The 18,572-nt window shown below is 43.2% G+C and carries 18 protein-coding genes; 5 read left to right on the top strand and 13 right to left on the bottom strand.

All coding sequences use genetic code 11. From position 1 onward, the window contains the following. The first annotated feature begins 41 nt into the window (after positions 1 to 41). The 3 genes from galU (at position 42) to E4V70_RS08790 (ending at position 3,253) form a co-directional block, all read left to right on the top strand. A complete protein-coding gene (gene galU / locus E4V70_RS08800; RefSeq protein ID WP_122862728.1) occupies positions 42 to 875 on the top strand; it encodes a UTP--glucose-1-phosphate uridylyltransferase GalU in 834 nt (277 codons plus the stop codon). Next, positions 862 to 2,091: a glucose-6-phosphate isomerase gene (locus E4V70_RS08795; protein WP_122862727.1), complete on the top strand. Its 1,230-nt coding sequence runs from the start codon at positions 862 to 864 to the stop codon at positions 2,089 to 2,091. Before galU ends, E4V70_RS08795 begins: the two co-directional genes overlap by 14 nt. Positions 2,092 to 2,815: 724 nt before the next feature. After that, complete coding sequence (locus tag E4V70_RS08790) at positions 2,816 to 3,253, top strand: Dps family protein (RefSeq protein WP_122862726.1); 438 nt, start codon at positions 2,816 to 2,818, stop codon at positions 3,251 to 3,253. 286 nt (positions 3,254 to 3,539) lie between these two features. Here E4V70_RS08790 and E4V70_RS08785 read toward each other — a convergent pair whose 3' ends face one another. From E4V70_RS08785 to napA, 12 genes are all read right to left on the bottom strand, one after another. Then, complete coding sequence (locus E4V70_RS08785; RefSeq protein ID WP_122862725.1) at positions 3,540 to 4,730, bottom strand: major outer membrane protein; 1,191 nt, start codon at positions 4,728 to 4,730, stop codon at positions 3,540 to 3,542. Between the two features lie 179 nt (positions 4,731 to 4,909). Continuing rightward, positions 4,910 to 5,506, bottom strand: coding sequence for a cytochrome c4 (locus E4V70_RS08780; protein ID WP_122862724.1), 597 nt, complete (start codon positions 5,504 to 5,506; stop codon positions 4,910 to 4,912). A gap of 48 nt (positions 5,507 to 5,554) precedes the next feature. Further along, positions 5,555 to 6,745: a porin gene (locus tag E4V70_RS08775; RefSeq protein ID WP_122862723.1), complete on the bottom strand. Its 1,191-nt coding sequence runs from the start codon at positions 6,743 to 6,745 to the stop codon at positions 5,555 to 5,557. Positions 6,746 to 7,048: 303 nt separating this feature from the next. Next, positions 7,049 to 7,516, bottom strand: coding sequence for a hypothetical protein (locus tag E4V70_RS08770; protein ID WP_122862722.1), 468 nt, complete (start codon positions 7,514 to 7,516; stop codon positions 7,049 to 7,051). After that, positions 7,503 to 8,129 (bottom strand): hydrogenase-4 component G, encoded by a 627-nt coding sequence (locus E4V70_RS08765; RefSeq protein ID WP_122862721.1) that lies wholly within the window; start codon positions 8,127 to 8,129, stop codon positions 7,503 to 7,505. The genes E4V70_RS08770 and E4V70_RS08765 overlap by 14 nt, the downstream gene beginning before the upstream one ends. A 68-nt stretch (positions 8,130 to 8,197) precedes the next feature. Beyond that, on the bottom strand, positions 8,198 to 8,545 hold the full coding sequence (locus E4V70_RS08760) for a chaperone NapD (protein WP_002953138.1): 348 nt from the start codon (positions 8,543 to 8,545) through the stop codon (positions 8,198 to 8,200). After that, positions 8,542 to 9,513, bottom strand: a complete 972-nt coding sequence (locus tag E4V70_RS08755; protein WP_122862720.1) for a WD40 repeat domain-containing protein — start codon at positions 9,511 to 9,513, stop codon at positions 8,542 to 8,544. Before E4V70_RS08755 ends, E4V70_RS08760 begins: the two co-directional genes overlap by 4 nt. Further along, on the bottom strand, positions 9,510 to 9,980 hold the full coding sequence (locus tag E4V70_RS08750) for a 4Fe-4S dicluster domain-containing protein (protein ID WP_122862719.1): 471 nt from the start codon (positions 9,978 to 9,980) through the stop codon (positions 9,510 to 9,512). The genes E4V70_RS08755 and E4V70_RS08750 overlap by 4 nt, the downstream gene beginning before the upstream one ends. Beyond that, entirely contained in the window at positions 9,977 to 10,510 is a 534-nt protein-coding gene (locus E4V70_RS08745; RefSeq protein WP_122862718.1) for a nitrate reductase cytochrome c-type subunit, read from the bottom strand. The genes E4V70_RS08750 and E4V70_RS08745 overlap by 4 nt, the downstream gene beginning before the upstream one ends. Continuing rightward, positions 10,497 to 11,300 (bottom strand): quinol dehydrogenase ferredoxin subunit NapH, encoded by an 804-nt coding sequence (gene napH / locus E4V70_RS08740; RefSeq protein WP_122862717.1) that lies wholly within the window; start codon positions 11,298 to 11,300, stop codon positions 10,497 to 10,499. Before napH ends, E4V70_RS08745 begins: the two co-directional genes overlap by 14 nt. Then, positions 11,297 to 12,061 (bottom strand): ferredoxin-type protein NapG, encoded by a 765-nt coding sequence (gene napG / locus E4V70_RS08735; RefSeq protein ID WP_122862716.1) that lies wholly within the window; start codon positions 12,059 to 12,061, stop codon positions 11,297 to 11,299. Before napG ends, napH begins: the two co-directional genes overlap by 4 nt. A 2-nt stretch (positions 12,062 to 12,063) precedes the next feature. Next, a complete protein-coding gene (gene napA / locus E4V70_RS08730) occupies positions 12,064 to 14,850 on the bottom strand; it encodes a nitrate reductase catalytic subunit NapA (RefSeq protein ID WP_122862715.1) in 2,787 nt (928 codons plus the stop codon). Positions 14,851 to 15,458: 608 nt separating this feature from the next. On the opposite strand from napA, the gene E4V70_RS08725 reads away from it, so the two are divergent. Next, positions 15,459 to 15,974, top strand: a complete 516-nt coding sequence (locus E4V70_RS08725; protein WP_122862714.1) for a ClbS/DfsB family four-helix bundle protein — start codon at positions 15,459 to 15,461, stop codon at positions 15,972 to 15,974. 127 nt (positions 15,975 to 16,101) lie between these two features. After that, positions 16,102 to 16,857, top strand: a complete 756-nt coding sequence (locus E4V70_RS08720) for a hypothetical protein (protein ID WP_232037853.1) — start codon at positions 16,102 to 16,104, stop codon at positions 16,855 to 16,857. Positions 16,858 to 17,195: 338 nt separating this feature from the next. Here E4V70_RS08720 and E4V70_RS08715 read toward each other — a convergent pair whose 3' ends face one another. Further along, positions 17,196 to 18,530, bottom strand: a complete 1,335-nt coding sequence (locus tag E4V70_RS08715) for an OprD family outer membrane porin (RefSeq protein WP_122862713.1) — start codon at positions 18,528 to 18,530, stop codon at positions 17,196 to 17,198. Positions 18,531 to 18,572: the final 42 nt, after the last annotated feature.

Below are 18,572 nucleotides of genomic sequence, written 5' to 3'. Positions count from 1 at the left end.
CAAAACTCGCTATAATCTCCAAAAAAATCAAAAGGAAAATTATGATACAGACTTGTTTATTTCCGGCTGCGGGCTACGGCACGAGATTTTTGCCTGCAACCAAATCGCTACCAAAAGAGATGCTGCCGATCCTCACAAAACCGCTGATCCACTACGGCGTGGACGAGGCGCTAGAAGCCGGCATGAAAAACATGGCGTTCATCACTGGCCGCGGCAAACGCGCGCTGGAGGATTATTTTGATATCAGCTACGAGCTAGAGCATCAGATATCAGGCACGAACAAAGAACACCTGCTCGTCGATATCCGCGAACTGATGGCGCGCTGCACGTTTTCGTTCACGCGTCAAGAGAGCATGAGAGGCCTAGGCAACGCGATCCACACAGGCAAAGTCCTAGTGCGAGACGAGCCTTTTGGCGTGGTGCTGGCTGATGACCTCTGCATCAACGAAGAGGGCGAAGGTGTGCTATCTCAAATGGTAAAAATCTACGAGAAGTATCGCTGCAGCATCGTCGCCGTGATGGAAGTGCCGATCGAGCAAAGCAAAAACTACGGCATCGTCACAGGCCGCGCGATCGAGGATGATCTACTGATGGTTAGCGACATGGTCGAAAAACCGGACCCTAAAGAAGCTCCGAGCAACCTAGCTGTCATCGGCCGATATATCCTGACGCCTGATATTTTCACGATCCTAGAGCGCACCAAGCCCGGCAAGAACGGCGAAGTGCAAATCACCGACGCGCTAAAAGAGCAAGCCAAAGACGGCATGGTGTTAGCATATAAATTTAAAGGCAAGCGCTTTGACTGCGGTAGCGTCGAGGGCTTCGTACAGGCGACCAATTTCTTCTACGAGCTAGGCAAAAATGCTAAAAAATGAGCTATTTTTCGAGCGTACGCCGCTAAGCGCAATCAGCTCCTATGCCAAACGCATGAACGACGAGCTAAAAGGCGGCGAGATCGGCTACTATCACCTGCCCGAAATCGGCGCAAATTTACTAAGCCAAATCGCCGAGTTTGAAACGACGCTCGCGCACGTAAAAAGCGTAGTGCTAGTAGGCATCGGCGGTAGCAGTCTGGGCGTCAAGGCGCTAAAAACGATGCTTTCAAGCGCAAAAAGGAGCCGCGAGCGAGAGCTTTATTTCCTCGATAACGTAGACGCCTTTAGCTTTGAAAGCGTTTGCGAAAGCGTCAAATTTGACGAGACGCTTTTTATCATCTCGTCAAAATCGGGCACCACGATCGAGACGATCACGCTATTTAAGTGCATTTTAGAGCGCTTTAAACCCTCAAATTTGAGCGCAAATTTTATCGTCATAACAGACCCCACCTCGCCGCTAGAGGCCTACGCCAAGCAAAACGGCATCAAATTTTTTAATATCCCTAAAAACGTCGGCGGCAGATTTAGCGTACTTAGCGCGATCGGTCTGGTACCGCTGATGCTATGCGGATACGACGCGGCGGCGCTGCTAGAAGGCGCGCGGGCGTGTAAAAAGCGATTTTTAGAGGACGGCGACGATACGCTGCTACAAAAAGCCTACCACTACGCGACGCACAAAAACGCCAAGATCAACGTGATATTTAGCTACGGCGATAGGTTTTTGGAGTTTAACGACTGGTATGTGCAGCTGTGGGCGGAGAGTCTGGGCAAGAAAAAGGGCTACAAACGCTACGGACTCACGCCCGTCGGACTCATCGGCTCGCGCGATCAGCACAGCTTTTTGCAGCTCATCATGGACGGCGTGAAGGACAAAACGGTAAGCTTCATCAAGGTAGCCGCCGCGGACGCAAACACTGCGATACCGAGCATTAGCCTAAGCGGCCTTGAGGGCTGCGACTTCGTAAACGGGCTAAATTTGGGCGAGCTAATCAACGCCCAGTGCAGCGCCACCATGCATGCGCTCGTTCAAGAAGGCATCAGCGTAGACGTCATCGAGCTTGAGCGGTTAGACGAGGCGAGCGCGGGATTTTTGATTTATTATTTCGAGCTTCTCACGTCGGCTACGGGCATAATGCTAGGCATAAACACCTACGATCAGCCGGGCGTCGAGGTCGGTAAGCGCATACTAAAGACTATGCTAACGGCTGGAAAATAAAGGCTACTGCGTAAATTTGTGCGGATTTTGCTTTGCAAAGATGTATGCAAACAAAGCCCCGTTAGTCTAGTAATTTTTTGAGCTCGCGGCTCAAATTTGCGGTATCGTCGGTAAATTTGAGTTTAAATTTATCGTGGCTTTATTTTGGCAAATTTTGGGCGGAAATTTAATGCACATCCACCAATACCGGCAAACAAACAGCGAGTTACCCCCCACGACACGACTTTTTTTATTTTAATAGCGTTGATAACTCGAGGCGTAAATTTGGCGCGACATAGCACGATCTTTAGCCTTCGCCAAAGTCGTGCGAATAAAATTTATCAGTAAATTTGCTAGATTTTACTTTTTTGATACCGCTGGCTTCATCATAAATACTATTTAGCAAACGCATTTTTAGACGAATTTAACAGCTTCTACCATATATCATCCTATAATTTGCAATATAAATTTCTAAACTTTTGCCCTCTAATTACCAAAACCTCCTCTCTAGATATTTTGGCATATTTAGTGAAATTTAAAGACTTATAAAGAGTGTAACTTTACCAGATCTAAAAAGAATTTTATTTCTCTTACCTAGCGACAATGCTTATCAATGCTTGACAAAGTAACGTACTCCAAATTCTCAAAAACTCTTCACAAACAATAATTTTTATTATTTGCAAATTATTTTTCTTTAAGTTTCTTGTGCTATAATTTCACCATAAATCAAACCAAAGGAGACAAAATGTCAAAAGTTGTTACTCAATTAAACCAAATTCAGGCTGACGCTCACGCGCTATTCGTTAAATTTCACGACTATCACTGGAATGTAAAGGGCATTCAGTTCTTTAGCGTACACGAATATACAGACAAAGCCTATGAGGATATGGCGGAGATATTTGATGATGTCGCTGAGCGCGCTATACAGCTAGGCGGCAGAGCCATCACAAAGATGGAAGAACTAAACAAACTTGCCCATCCAAAAACAGAAAATAAAGATAGCTACACTCCAACTGAGGTTCTAAAAGGCGTTTTAGCTGAGTACGAGCACCTTTTGGGCGAGTTTAAAAAGCTTGAGGAAGTAGCCGACGAAGCAAAAGATAGCACAACCGTAGCCATGGCACAAGACAAAATCGCAAAATACGAAAAAGCTATATGGATGCTAAAAGCTACTTTAGCTTAATTTTTGGGGCGCAAGCCCCTCCCTCTCCTCTTTTTTATTCTTTTCTTTAAAATTTTTATCTATATAAAATATCAGCTTAGCTATTTAGCATTTTTAAAAAATTAGCAAGTTATCAATATTCAAAAAATAAATCAAATTTAGATATTAAAGTGGTGATTTGGCTGTTTTATCAAGGTATCTTTGCCTGCAAACTGTAATTAAAGAGCATACTCAAAAAATAAACATTAACCATACAAGAAATAGGGAAAAAGAAGAATATCTCGGGATAACCCCGAGATATTTAAAATTAGAATGTGTATTTAGCTTGGAATCTTAGCTGTTTAGTCTTGTCTTTTGAATCGTCTTGGTGTTTATTGATTTCATACGCATAGAAGCTTGAGAACTGAAGCTTAGCACTGTAATCATAAGTTAGTCTGGCTACATACTCTTGATATTTCTCTTTATCACCTGAAGCAAGCTTAACTTTACCGTTAGAGTAATCGCCGCCCACTCTAAATTTCTCAGCAAAAGTGTATCCTGCTTTTAAGAACCAGAAATTTGCTTTACCCTCAAGAGCAGTATAGTCAAGAGCAGATTTTATCTCGCCTACATCTATAAATGAACCTTGATCCTCCAGGCTTACAAAACCTTTAGCTTTGTCGTGAACCTTGTAGCCTATATAACCTGCAGCTACATCAGCACCAAATACTTTCGTACCCAGCTCTGTTGCATAAAAATCTGTGTCTTTGTAGTCTGTACCAACATTACTATCTATATCAGCATGTGCATATTGAACTTGAGCACCGATATTTACATCATCAGTAACATTAAGGCTAAAGTTTACGTCACCTATCATGAGGTTAACAGAATCAACTAAAGATGCATACCATAATTGAAAGCTTACCGGATCATAAGAACCGATAGCAGCTACTGCGTAAAGGTTATTATTGAAAATTCTAGGAAGGAAGCCATAGATATTACCATCACTTTCGCTATTGTTTTCTAGCGCATCAAATGCAAGTGCTGTTAGTGTTAAACCAGCAATATCTTGGTTTTCAACCCTAAGACCTGTACCGACAGCATCATCGGTAAAGAATGAGCCGATCTCTTGTTTACCTGCAGTTATTGTAGTGTTACCTGTTTTGTATCCTAAATAAAATTCTTTTACATTAAATGGGCTAGTGGTGTTAGTATTGTCCGCTCTATTGTCGGCACCGAAAGCTGAGCTATCTGATGAATTATACCTAAGAGTCAAAACGCCAAAGAAATTGTCATCAAGAGCAGCTTTAAAAGAAAATTCTGATTTAAATTGATGATGTGCAACAGTATTGTCCTTTTGCCCAGCGCTATCTTTGACAGCAATATTATTATATCTATATCTTGCATATCCTGAAAGATCTACGTTTTTAATAGCCTCTTCAAGTGGTGTAGCACTCGCTACAGTTGAGAAAGCACCTAGTGCAACCAAAGCTACTAATGAAATTTTAGCAATTTTCATTATTTTCTCCTTAAGAAAGATTAAATGTGTTAGAATACTAGCATAATATAACCTTTTGTAAGCTTAAAATATATATTTTTGGATGAATTATTACCGAGTATTTACTAAAATATACTATATGAATTAAATTTGCAGTGCAATTTGGGGATACCGAGTTAAATTTAACTCGGCAAATTTGATTATTTTAGGTAGCTTCCCTGTGTAGGAGTAGTGGAAACGTCAGTATTTTCCTGGACACCATCTTTATGCAATAAAGCGTCTTTGCCTTTTAAAAAAGCAATAATAGCTCCCAGATCTTTATATGTAGTTTTTGCAGCAACAGTTTTCATTAAATTTCTCATATTTCCACCATAATCAGAATCATTTAAATAACCCGAAAAAGCAGCCTCTATATCCTCTGCGCTTATCTTGGTTAACTTTTCAGAAGCACCATAAGCTCTTTTGTTTCCATCTTCGCCATGACAAGAGGCGCAATTTTTAGCATATAGCTCTCGACCCCTTTCTACACTATATTTCCTTTTACCATCTACGCCAATATTTAAAAACTTACCGCCGCTATCAGCCTCAGGAGCTTTTTCATAAACATTTATACTTATATTTTCGTCTTTAGAATATTTTTCTACCAAGCTTTTTAGCTCTTTTGCAAATTCGCCTTTTGCCTCAAATATGTAGCTCGGATCATCAGCAGCATTTAAAGAAAAAGCAAAAAGACACGCTAAAAGCGAAAAACGCACAAATTTCATAAAAAACCTTTTTGATAAATTTAAAAATCCCAAGCAAATGGAAATTTGCTTGGGATTATAGCATAAAACGAGCTTTTTTGATTAGAAGCTGTATTTAGCCTCAAATCTTATACGATCGTGTTTATTTTTGTTATCTCCATCTTTTTCTTTAGCTGCTGCATAAAATGTAGAGAAGTTAAGTTTTTTGCTGTAAGCATAGCTACCGCCAACATTCCACTCATTTCTATCAACTCTTTTAGCGTACTCATAGCTATAACCTTTGCCGTCGATATAGTTGGCATACAGACCAAATTCGTTAAATTTATATGATGCACCAACAAACCAATAGTCATTTTTGTCTTGAATATTGTTATAGTATTGTCTGCCGCCGTTCATTACGGAGTTAAGAAGTTTGCCCGGATTGATTAGTTTAGCATTATCCTCAACAGTTACGAAAGATCTTTTATTATCATCAGCTTTATAGTAGATATAACCAGCATTCAAGCCAACACCAGCAAATCCTACATCGCCTTTAGTTGCGAAGAAATTTGCATCACCAAAGTTATTATCGTCTGATTCGTTATGGACGTATTGTGCTTGTAAGCCTAGTTTTACCGCATCTAGATCAAATTTCAAGGCTGCATCGGCCGCAAATAGGTTTGCAGTATCCTCAAGATATGCCCACCAAGCTTTGAAATTTAGAGGATCGTAGCTTCCCATTGCGCCTACGCCATAGTAGTTAAGGCTTTTTGAGCCAGCCAATCCTGATAGTAGTTTACCGTCGTAATCAATACTGTCGGTTTCAAGAGCGTCGAATGCAACACCGACCAAAGTAAGGCCTGAGATATCGGTATTTTGCACTCTTAGACCAGTTCCAACCAAGTCGTCGTCAAAGTATGTTTTAGCAAACTGCTTACCTGCAGTTATTGTAGTATTACCCACATTATAACCAAGGTAAAATTCTCTTACGCCGAATGAGCTCGTAGTGTCAGTAGTATCAATATTGTTACCAACAAGGTTATATCCCGAACCATCGTTTGCAGCGTATCGTAATCCCAAAACGCCGAAGAAGTTGTCGTCAAGAGCGGCCTTAAAAGTACCCACAAATCTAAAGTTGTGAGCTGCTTTTGTCTCTTTTGCATCATTAACTTTTAACTTATTGCCCGTATATCGATATCTAGCAAATCCTGAAAAATCTACGTCCTTAATAGCTTCTTCAAGCGGAGTAGCATTTAGAGTAGAAAAAGCGCCTAGCGCAACCAAAGCAGCTAAAGAAATTTTAGCAAGTTTCATAAGTTCTCCTTTATAAAAGTTTATAGGCATAATTCTAGCACAAAACCCGGTACAAGAAGCTTAACTCTAAATTTTAAAGCACTTGATATATAAATTACGAATATTACAATGCTTTGAAGCCAGTTTTTTGATACTTGATATTATCAAAATACAAATACTACTAACAAAGCTTAAATACAAAAACTAAATTTTAATGATTTTTATGAGAAAAAAGATAAAAAAGGGGACGCACATCCCCTTCTTAAAAGGAGTTCTAACTTTGATTGCTTGTGAGAATTATAAAACTTTTCGGTAAATCAACGGCTAATCAAAGCTGATATTTTCACTTTTCGGAACTTCGATTAGGATTTTTTTGTTGTTTTCTTCTTGCTGCGGGCTTTTTGCAGGACTTGTACTTTTAAATTTCGGCGTTTTCTTTACTTTATGCGTAACGTGATGCGTTCCGCTTTTTATGAGCAGCATCTCAGTGACGAGTCCGCCTGAAACGCTTGCATAGACGGTATCTCCGCTAGAAAAGTAAAATTTATCCGCGCAGTACTTGCCGCTAGGCAGTTTGCCGTTTGATACGTCGATTGATTTTATATCGTAGCAGTATCTGCCGCCATCATAGGTTACGCTTGATATCACGCCGCGTAAAGAGCCTTTAACTGGCGCAGGTTTTTGTACGACTGGTTTTTGAACGATTTTTGGCGCCGGTTTTTTCTCAAAAAATGCGCAGCCGCTAAAAACCAGCAAAACGGCGGCTAAATTTAAAAACTTAAGCCTGAACACTAAGGACGTTCCCGCCAAGTTCGGCTATTCTTTTATCTACGGCTTGCGTCGCTTTTTCTATCGTCTTTTGCGAAATTTCAGGCAGTTTACCGCCCCAAATTTTCTCAGCCTCTTTAAAGCCCCTTAGCATGCCTTCTTTTCCGGCTTCGAGCTTTTGCAGGTCGTCTCCTGCGGCGCTAATAATAAAATTTGAAATCCTATCCGCGGTGTTTGCGATACCGAAAAATCCATTCTCGCTCACTAGATCGCTGGCTTCGCTTTGGCTTAGTTGCGTTATAGGCTTGCCCTCGTAGCCGATAGATTTAAAATCGACGCCGGACAAGATATCGTTTAGAGAATTTATGCTTTTATTTTGAGCGCCGAAAATGTCGTTAAATTTCGCAGAGCCGTTAAAGGCCGAAACTTGAGATAAGAAATTTGAACTCGAATTTGAGTCCGCTCTAGCCTGAAAATGCGACAAATAGCTATTTGTTAGCTGTTTTACGTCGATATTTGCGTACGCTTCTTGCATCCTTTTTATATTTTCGTTTTGATCTATGCTTGCCGTGTTTTGCACGTCATAGCGAGGTTGCGGGATGTATGGATTTTGGCTTAAACCGTTGATGCTTTGCATGTCTTATCCTTTAAATTTTATCCATATTATATATCGTCAAATTTAGGATAAAGTTAACGGGTAAAAATTTATTTTACCCTATCGCCGACGTGACCGTTATATACGATGTCCTTGGCGTCGACGTTTTCGTCAAGTAAAATTTCGCTTATCTTGCCGCTTTTTTTAATGCTTTCGATATCTTGTTGCAAATCCTCTTGATAGCTGTATATCATCGCGGCTCCTGAGACGCCCTCTACGCCCTCTAGCGCCTTAAAGAGCTCTATCTCGCCGTCTAAATTTTCCGCGCTCATCACGACTACGATCTTACCGTCTTGCGCGGCGATGACCTCGCAACCTTTTACTTGTTCGATTCTTTTAGCTACCTCGGCGGCTTCGTTTCCGTCTTTGGTATATACTATCGCACTTGATATATTCATTTTACGCTCCAAAATTTAACCTCTTTTTCGTACGCGACGCTGATTAGCCTGCCGCTATCGGAGAGGTAAATTTCATTTAAAATTTGCTGTCCGGTTTTTACGGTAGCGAGTTTTGTCTTGCTTGCGATGTCGTAGACCAGGATATCGCTCTCTTCGCCGTTCATATACGCTAGCGTTTTGGCATCGTCGCTAAGCCCAGTCGCATAAACGATAAAATCGGACTTAAAATAGCTCATCGAGCCGTTAAAAACGCCTGCTTGTTTGTCGATGCAGCCCACGGCTACGACGTCATTTTTGTAGTCGATATCGTACATGTTGTCTTTAAAGAAATTTAGCGTTTGCTCGGTTTGGCGAGTTTTTAGATTATAGATATAAATCACGCCGCTTTCGGCTCCGATGGCGATTTTGTCGCGGGTTTTGTTGATTTCGAAATCAACGTAAAGCGCGATAGAAAATTTATGTTTAAAGACCGCTTTTTTACTCTCTAGGTCGATGTAGTAAATTTCATTGCCGAAATCCGACACTACCGCCGTTTTTTCATCTATGAAAAAGGCTTTTTTGGCGGATTTGTTGGCTAGGTGCATATTGCTAACCTCGCTCCAGCTATCATTTTCTTTTTTAAAAACGTACAAATAGCGCTCGTTGTAGTCCATCTCGGTTAAAACCAAAAGCCTATCGCCTAGGCGGTCGATGCTAAAAATTTTTGCTGGCTCTTCGTCGCTAAAGTGCGTTTTGACCGTGCGAAATTTGATCGGTTCTAAAAATTTATCCGACTTTATGTCGTAGATATCAAGCTCGCTACCGTCCGTGCCTAGATATAAAATTTCATCTATCAAATTTGAGCTTATCACGTTTGCACCCGCTTTTATGATCTTGTCCGGTTGCGAGATCTCAAGCGGTGCCGCCGCTAAATTCGCGGTCAAATTTAAGCAAAAAACCGCCGTAAAAAATAAAATAAATTTTCTCATAACGCCTCCATTTTGATACTATTCGCGAAGCAAACTTCCATACATTGCGCACAGCCCGTGCATTTTTGATTTACGCTCGGGCGAAAAACGCCTAAAAAATCGATCGCTCTAAATTTGCAAACGTCCTGACAACTACAGCAAATCGTGCCGTTCCACGCAAGACAGCTATGCACGTCGATAAAAATTTTAGCTTCTATAGTAGCCGCGAATTTTAAATTTAAAACCTCTCGTCCAGTCTCCTCGCAAGCAAGCGCGCACTCTTTACAAAAGTTACACCCCAAGGACTTAAATTTAAAATTTACTCTTTCATTTTCAAAGCTTAAAAGCTCTCTATCGCAAGCGCTAACGCAAGGCGCTTCGCAATCAGCGCAGTTAAATTTGCCGCAAAAATAAGGTGGAGCGATAAATTTTTGAGCGGTTTTGCCGCCCAAAAATTTAGTAAATAGTTCGCGTCTGGATACGCTCACCTAACGCCTTCGTTTAGTATATCTAGAAGGTTTGATCGGTGTTGCGCGTCTTGCTGACGGCTAAAGTCAGGCTTAAAGTTGTTTTTCACGCGCGGTTTAACGTTTGCTTGCGGAACGTGGCAAGTGGTGCAGTTATAGCGATCTTGACTTAGTTCGCCGCCTTTATCTTTATTAAATCTTATACTGTAAAGGTGCGATTTAGGGATCGGCGTAGCGCCCACGCTCTCGGCGACTTCGGGCATATGACAGCTCACGCACATATTGTTGTCTTTGGTGATCGGGATTAAATCGGAAATATCGTGAGGGATTAGCGGCGGAGCGTTTTCAAACGAACGATCGTATCTAGTAGATTCTCCGGGCATCGGGCTAGTCCAGTTGATATCTGCTAAAGTTACGTTCTCGTCGGCAACTTCGCTTCCCCTTAAAGTATTAACGTCGTCGCTATTTTTGCCGCCGACGCTCGGGTTGTTACAACCTATAAATAATGCGGCGGCGCAAACGGCGCCTAAAATAAGCTTATAAGCTTTCATTTTTTCTCCTTAAATTTCTTATATTAAATTTTAACGCATCGTCGCCGCAAACGTCGATACAGCGTCCGCAGCTAATGCACTCGCTAGATTTTATAAACCCGCTTTGCTTGCCGATAATGCCTAGCACTTGATTTTCCGGGCAAATAAGCTTACATTTCATGCAGTTGGTGCAATTACCCGCGTTATGTTCTATGCGTAAAAGCGAAAATTTGCCGACGACCGCGTAAAAAGCGCCCAAAGGGCAGAGCTTTGAACAAACGAGTCTATCGCCCAAAAACGCGTCTATCGCAAACAACCCAAACGCAACGAATAGCCAGAGCGTACCGCCGTAGATAATGCCGCGCTGCACGATACCTATGTAACTAACGCCTTCAAATGCCGGCGCGCCCGTAACTAACGATAGAAAAAGCGTAAACGCGAGGATATAATATCTCGCATCTCTCGTAAAATTTACGAATTTTTTATCTTTGTCGTAGCCAAGCTTTACTCTGACCCAGCGAGCGGTTTCGGTGATGATATTTACCGGGCAAACCCAGCTGCAAAATGCGCGCGGAGCGACGATCGCGTAAAAAGCAAACACGATAGCAGCCCCGACAAGCGCACCCGAAGCGATACTAAAACTAGCTAAATATAGCTGCAAAACGGCAAACGGATCGCTAAGAGGAACGACTCCAAAAAGCAAAGACGAGCTGAGATTGCCTTGTAAAATTTTAATTCCGTAGTAGTTGCTCGCAAAAAACAGCCCTAGGATCAAAATTTGACTTATCCTTCTTAAAATCAAATATTTCATAGCAAATCTCCGCTATTTAGATAGTCGTTTAGCTTTTTCTCGTCGGTTTTAAACTCTTTAGGTTCGGCGTCTTTTAGCTTTTTATCCGCGCCATCGACCCAGCCTTTTACGTACTGTTCGTTGCTAGAGCCCAGTCCGATCTCGCGCGGAAGCACGAAGATGGAAGCCTTCGGCGTCACGCAAACTTGCTCGCACATGCCGCAGCCCGTGCAGTAGTCGGCGTCCACGACCGGTTTGAAAAACGCGTGCTTTTGCGTGCGTTCGTTACGGACGTATTCAAGCCTTAACGCTTTATCTATCAAAGGACAGGCGCGGTAGCAAGCGTCGCAGCGAAGTCCCTCGTAAGCGATGCAGAAATTCGGATCCAGCACCGCGATACCCATTTGCGCTTTGTTTATATTTAGCTTGCCGTTATCCTCGCTCACTAGCTTCGTATCTAGCGCGCCGGTCGGACAGGCGACCGTGCACGGGATATCCGGACACATATAGCAAGGGATATTTCGCGGAGTATAAAACGGAGTGCCGTAAGGCAATCCGTCGTCTAAGTCCGCAAGCTTAAGCGTATCCCAAGGACAGGCTTCTACGCAAAGCCCGCAGCGTATGCACTCGCTAAGGAAATTTTTCTCCTTTAAAGCACCCGGCGGCCTGATGAGTAGAGTTTGGGCTTTAGCCGTCGTTTGCGTACTCCAGATAAAGCCGCCCGCGAGAACCAAACTAATCGCTTTTAACCCAAATTTTAAAGCCTCTCTTCTATTTTGCATTATTAAGCCTTGTAAATTTTAACCGCGCATTTTTTATAGTCGGTCTCTTTTGAGATCGGGCAAGTTGCATCTAAGCAGACTTTATTGATATACACGTTTTCATCAAAAAACGGCACGTAAACTAGTCCCGAAGGAGTTTTGTTTCGTCCGCGCAGATCTAGCCTTGCTTTTACCTTACCGCGGCGAGACTCGACCCAAACTACGTCGTTATGCTGTAAATTTAGCTTTTGCGCATCGCCCTCGTGCATGTAGCAAAGAGCCTCAGGTACAGCGCGGTAAAGCTCAGGAACACGCATAGTCATAGTGCCGGTGTGCCAGTGCTCCAAGACGCGGCCCGTGCATAGCCAGAAAGGATACGTAGTATCAGGCATCTCGCACGGATCCATATAAGGGCGGAAGAAAATTTTAGCCCTATTAGCGATAGAAAATTTCTCGTCTCCGCTAGTTACTTTGGTCAAATCGCCTTTTTGCAACTTGGCTTTTTTATTTCCGTAGAATGCAAACTGCTTGCCGTCTTCGGCAAATTTCTTCGCGTACGGATCGTATTTGGCATTAAATCTCCACTGGGTTTCTTTGCCGTCTACTACAGGCCATCTTAGGCCGCGCACTTTGTGATAAGTATCAAAGTCCGCTAGATCGTGTCCGTGACCCGAGCCAAATTTGCGGTAGTCTTCCCAAAGATATTTTTGAACGAAAAATCCGTAGCCCTCAAACACTTTGCCGTCCGAGCCGACGATTTTTCTACTGTCGCCGAAAACTTCAGAGTTATCAAAATCTTCCATTATAGCGTCTTTTGCAGGATAGCTCTTAGCCTCTTCGTTTGCGAAAAGCACGTCAAATAGCGTATCTTCTTCGCTATAACCCATGGCTTTTGCCTCGTCTAGCACGCTTGGAAGCGTTAGCTTATCGTCCACTTTTTGTTCGCCCCAAACCTCTTTTAGCTTAAAGCGCTTAGCAAATTCCAGCATTTGCCACGTGTCGCTCATCGCTTCGCCTACCGGAAGGACTTGCTGACGCCAGTGCTGCGTTCGGCGCTCGGCATTACCGTACGCGCCCCATTTTTCGTATATCATCGCAGTTGGCAGGATCAGGTCGGCAACCTTAGCCGAGATGCCCGGATACGGGTCTGAGACGATGATAAAGTTATCCATCTCGCGAGCGGCTTTTATCCAGTGGTTTGCGTTTGCGGTGTTTTGCCATGGGTTATTTACCTGCACCCATGCCCATTTCATCTTTCCGTCTTCCATGTCGCGCATCATTTTTACGTAGTGGGAGGCGACTTTCGGATTTAGCGTGTTTTTAGGAAGTTTCCAAATTTTCTCGCTTATTTCGCGGTGTTCGGCGTTATCTACGACCATATCCGCAGGCAAGCGATGAACGAAAGTACCGACCTCGCGTGCCGTTCCGCATGCGCTTGGTTGTCCGGTTAGCGAGAAAGCGCCCTCGCCCGGTTTTGCTTGTTTGCCAAGTAGCATATGCACCATATAGGCTTGCTCGTTTACCCAAGTGCCGCGTTGGTGCTGGTTAAAGCCCATTGTCCAAAAGCTAACTACTTTTCTACCTTTTTCGATGTACCAGTCGGCCAGTTGTTTTAGCTTTTTCTTAAATTCTTCCAAATCCTCGTTTGGATCGCCTTTGATTAGAGGAGCGCAGAAATCAAGCGTATAAGGCTTAAGCGCTTCTTTAAATTCCTCGAAAGTTATCTGCCAGTGTTTACCTGCGGTAGCCGTATTTTTATTTTCCATCACGTCGCCGGCTTTGTAGCCCAGGTAACCAAGAGTCGTGCCCTCGTTTTTGCTTATAGTCTTTTTAAGCTCGGTCTCGATTACGTCTTTTTCTTTTGCATAGTTAGGGTGGCTTGGATTATTTCTAAGTCCGTAGCCGATATCTACCGGTCCCGTAGTGAAAACGCAGTGGCTATTTACGTAGTCCCAGTCGATAGCTTCAGGATGGTTATAAACGATCTCGTGAGCGATATAGTTCCAGATAGCAACGTCGCTTGACGGAGCAAAGATAATCTCCGTATCGGCGATATTTGACGTTCTGGTTGAATATGTGCTTAAGTTTATAACTTTTACGCGCTCAGGATCGCTTAGCTTCTTATCGCTGACGCGCGCCCAAAGTATCGGGTGCATCTCGGCCATATTAGCGCCCCAAGCCACGATAGTATCGGTTAGCTCTATATCGTCGTAGCATCCCGCAGGCTCGTCGATACCAAAAGTCTGCATAAATCCTACGACCGCGCTAGCCATACAGTGGCGAGCGTTTGGATCGATAGAGTTACTTCTGATGCCGGCTTTCCATAGTTTTACCGCCGCATAACCCTCTAAAATAGTGTATTGACCCGAGCCAAAAACGCAGGCTGAATGCACGCCGTTTTTAGCCATGGTTTCTTTATATTTTTCAGCCATGATGTCAAAGGCTTTTTCCCAGCTTACCGGCTTAAATTTGCCCTTTTTGTCAAATTCGCCCTTTTCGTTTACGCGCAAAAGCGGCTGAGTGATACGGTCCGCGCCGTACATGATCTTGGCGTTAAAGTAGCCCTTGATGCAGTTTAGGCCGCGGTTTACCGGCGCTTCAGGGTCGCCCTTGACGGCTACGATTTTGCCCTCTTTGGTTGCGATCATTACGCCGCAGCCCGTTCCGCAGAACCTACATGCGGCTTTATCCCAGCGCCAGCCCTTTTCAGCTGCGTTTTGCGCAGCTGCCATAGAACTAGGCAGCGCTATACCCGCACTCGCGCAAGCAGCCGAAGCGGCGGCGCTTTTTATAAAATCTCGTCGATCCATTTTATCTCCTCGTTTATTTTTTAAGATAGTTCTTAAAAATCAGGCGGATATTAACCGTTACAACCTAAATTTAAGTTGATTAAAAACAATTAGTTCTTTAGCAATATTTGGCATTCAAATTAAGATCAAAATTATCTTTATTTTGCCTGTTTTAAGGGTAAAGCTTAAAATTACGAATAAATATATTTTTTTATATTTAGTAAATTTGATATTCTTTTTGATAACAAAACCCATAATATTTCGGAAACTATTTATAAAATATAAATTTAACGTGTAAAATCGTAACATTTTTTCACTGTAAATATAAAGCTATATATCAAGTATAAAAACAGTGGTCTATTTTTAAATTTAACCTTTTAAAAGCGCTAATTTTAGGCTAAATTATCATAGGTATAAAATTGATTAAAATTCAAGACCGTATAGCTCATAAATTGTAAATTTGATCAAATTTGAGCTATATATTTAAGTTTTATTTTTAATTTTTAAAATACAAATATAAATTAAATTTTGCCTTTGATATTTTTCGTTTTTGGCGATACCCGCATCTTTAAAGCACGATTTCAAAAAACGCGGTGTATAATTCGGTCAAATTTAGCCAAGGAAAAAACATGCCGCGACCGACGAATAAAATAGACCTGCTAAACGCTTCGGAGACAAATTTTAAAAAACTTTTGTCGCTAGTTGAGAGCATGAGCGAGGCGCAGCAAGAGGCTAAATTTGACTTCGAGGATAGAGATAAATGCGTCCGCGACGTGCTCGCGCACCTTTACGAGTGGCACTTGCTTTTGATAAATTTTATCCAAAAGAATTTAAGCGGCGAGCGGACTGCGTTTTTACCCGAGCCTTATAACTGGAAAACCTACCCGCAGATGAACGCACAAATTTGGCGCAAGCACCAAGATACGCCGCTTTGCGAGGCTAAAGCGCTACTTGCGCAAACTCACGAAAAAGCAATGGCGCTTACGGTAAATTTTAGCGACGAGGAGCTTTTTACTCGCGGGCATTTTGATTTCACCGGCAATCTAAATCTCGCCTCCTACATCGCCGGCAGCACCTCATCGCACTACGACTGGGCGATAAAAAAGATAAGAAAACACAAAAAAAGCCCAAAAACCGGCTCGTGATTTGCGGCTTTGCAGATCAAATTTAGACAAGCAAATTCGCCTAACTAGGCCGCTTATTGCGCTAAACGTATCTTAGTATTAAGCTAAATTTAGCTAGATTTAGGCTTTTAAATTTTTAGGAGAACGAATGAAAGTAAAATTTTCTCTCATAGCCGCCGTTTTGGCGCTAACCGGATGCGGAGACAACAACATAGACATCGTCAAAAACTACACGCTACCGTTTAAAAAGTCAATGACCATAGGCGCCGCCGTTGACGGCTACAAGGGCTGCCAAAACGTAAAATGGGAAGACGTCAGCGGAAACGACTTAAAGCTGGTAAAGTTAACTTGCGAGGTTAGCAACGACGTGCTCAAGGCGGAATACGACAGGCAAAACGCTCGCTACGAAGAGGCCGTACAAAAGGCCAAAGACGACGCGCAAAAAAGCCTAGAAAAGACGCTAGAGCGGATAATAAATAACTACAACGAACTAAAAACCGAGGGTAGTAGCGACGCAAACAAAGAAGAGATGTTGGCGCTAGCGAATAAATTTTGCAAATACGACGAAGAAAAAGCAAAGAAAAATACCTTCAGCGCGCCCGTAAACTGCGATAACGACGCGATAGCCGACGAGCTCATAAACAAATACAAGCTAAACGGCAAGGGTTTTTTATTTAGCACTTTCGTAAGTCAATTTCAATGGGCCGCGCTTGATTCGCAACGCCCGCCAAAGCCGATATTTTTCGGAGATATGCCAAAGCAGATAAATTCGCGCTCGTATGAGCTCAAATTTATCATCAACACCGACAAAACCGTCGATATCGACCGCAAAGCCGCGATGATAGAAAACGGCGAACGCAAAGAGATCGGCAGCGGCATACTCGGCAAATTTTACGATAGATAGGACTTTATTTATAGCTTGCTCGGGCAAATAATTTGCTCTTGCAAGCTTAAATTTGCATTTGTTTTTAGCGGATCCGCGTAAGCGCAAAGACAAATTTGACTCTTAAACCCATGCCAGTTTTTCAAATCTTACTTTATCAAAACAGCCGCGAGCGCTTTTTATCTTTCTAGATTTGAGCGTAAATTTTGCCCTAAAAGCTCAAATTCGCACACTCCAAATTTACTCCAAAAAGATCAAATTTATACGGGTTTTGCGAGGCTAAATTTACGCCCCAAACGCGAAAAATAAAATAAAAAAGAAGTAGCGGACGCGTCAAATTTGCGTCCGCATTAGAGTGGTTAGTTTAGAAGGTTAAATTTATATCCTAGTTGCAGCCAAAGCTCGTTGTTGTCGGTCTTTTTAACTGCGCCCATAGCGTCAAAGTTCTTTCTCTCAAGAGCCGTGTAGGTGACGCTTGCGCTTAGCCCTTTGACCCACGGTATATCGTAGCTAGCCTGCGCCGCCCAACCTTTGACGTTCATGTGCGTGTTAGCCGCAGTCGGACCGGCGTTGCGATGCGGGGCGTCTTGCTTGCCTTTTACTAGATGTAGTTTTGCTTTTAGGCCCTCGGCGCCGACTTCTTTAAAGTCGTATTCAAACAAAAGCTTATGCGTATTCATGCCCGCATAGCCCGTAAATACGAAAGGTCCGCGTATAGGAAGCAGCGTGTATGAGCCCGGACCGTTACCTAGACCAAACGCCAAAGCGTCGTTGTCGCCGACGGTCGTATAGGCGTAAGAGGCGCTAAAGCCCACGAAATCATAAATCCCCGCTCTTAGGCCGATCATATTTCCGTCGTAGTTTAGGTCTTCTAAGCCTCTTGTAGTGCGAGAGCCCTTATACATCGCGTCAAAACCGAGCTTAAAGTCGCCGACGGGTACTTTATAGTTAGCCTCGGCTAGGTAGAAGTTGATGTCGCCTTGCAGCGCGCCGCGCCTAAGATCGGTCACTCTAGCGTACGCGCCGGTTAGTTTTAGATTCGGTATACTTTGGTTGATGACCGCGCCGGTAAAGATATTGTCAAACTCATACGCCACGGGTCCCATGCCGCCGACGATGACTCTATCTTTAAAGTGCGGAGCGCGCCCCTCTTTACCGCCCGTTACGACGGCGCTTCTGCCTTGAAATTTATAATACCAGCCGCCGATCAATGCGGTGTTTGGTATGTCTTTATTTACGATCGTTAGACCCTCAAACGCCTCTTTAAACGCGCGCGTCGGATTGCCCGCTACTAGCGGAGTATTTACGTATTGACGGCCGAATTTTATATCGGTCTGCCCTATGCCGTAGCCTAGGTATGCCTCAGACATTACCGCGCCTTGCGTTCTCCACTCTTTGTCGTATAGAGTGCCGCTTTTTCTCATACTGTTAAACGGCAAGAAGTTGCCCTGCCCCGTAACGCCGAGTCTAAAGCCGTAAAACGGATCGGTCACGTATCCAAGCTCAAGCTGTATAGACGTCATCTGCTCGTCGTGTATCGGCGCGCGCTCGTCTTTTTGATCCACGTAGGTAGCTTGGATCTTACCCGCTAGTTTTCCTTTGGTAAACGCCTCTCCAAACGTATCGGCTGCGTTTGCGGCGCCCAAAAAGCCAAGCGCCAAAACGGCGGCTAAACTTAGTTTTGCTAGTTTCATAAAAACTCCTTGGTTAAATTTAGCAAATTTACGTTCCGCAAA

The sequence above is a fragment of the Campylobacter showae genome (genome assembly GCF_900699785.1).
Lineage (GTDB): Bacteria > Campylobacterota > Campylobacteria > Campylobacterales > Campylobacteraceae > Campylobacter_A > Campylobacter_A showae_D.
This window is presented reverse-complemented; position numbering and strand designations above follow the sequence as displayed.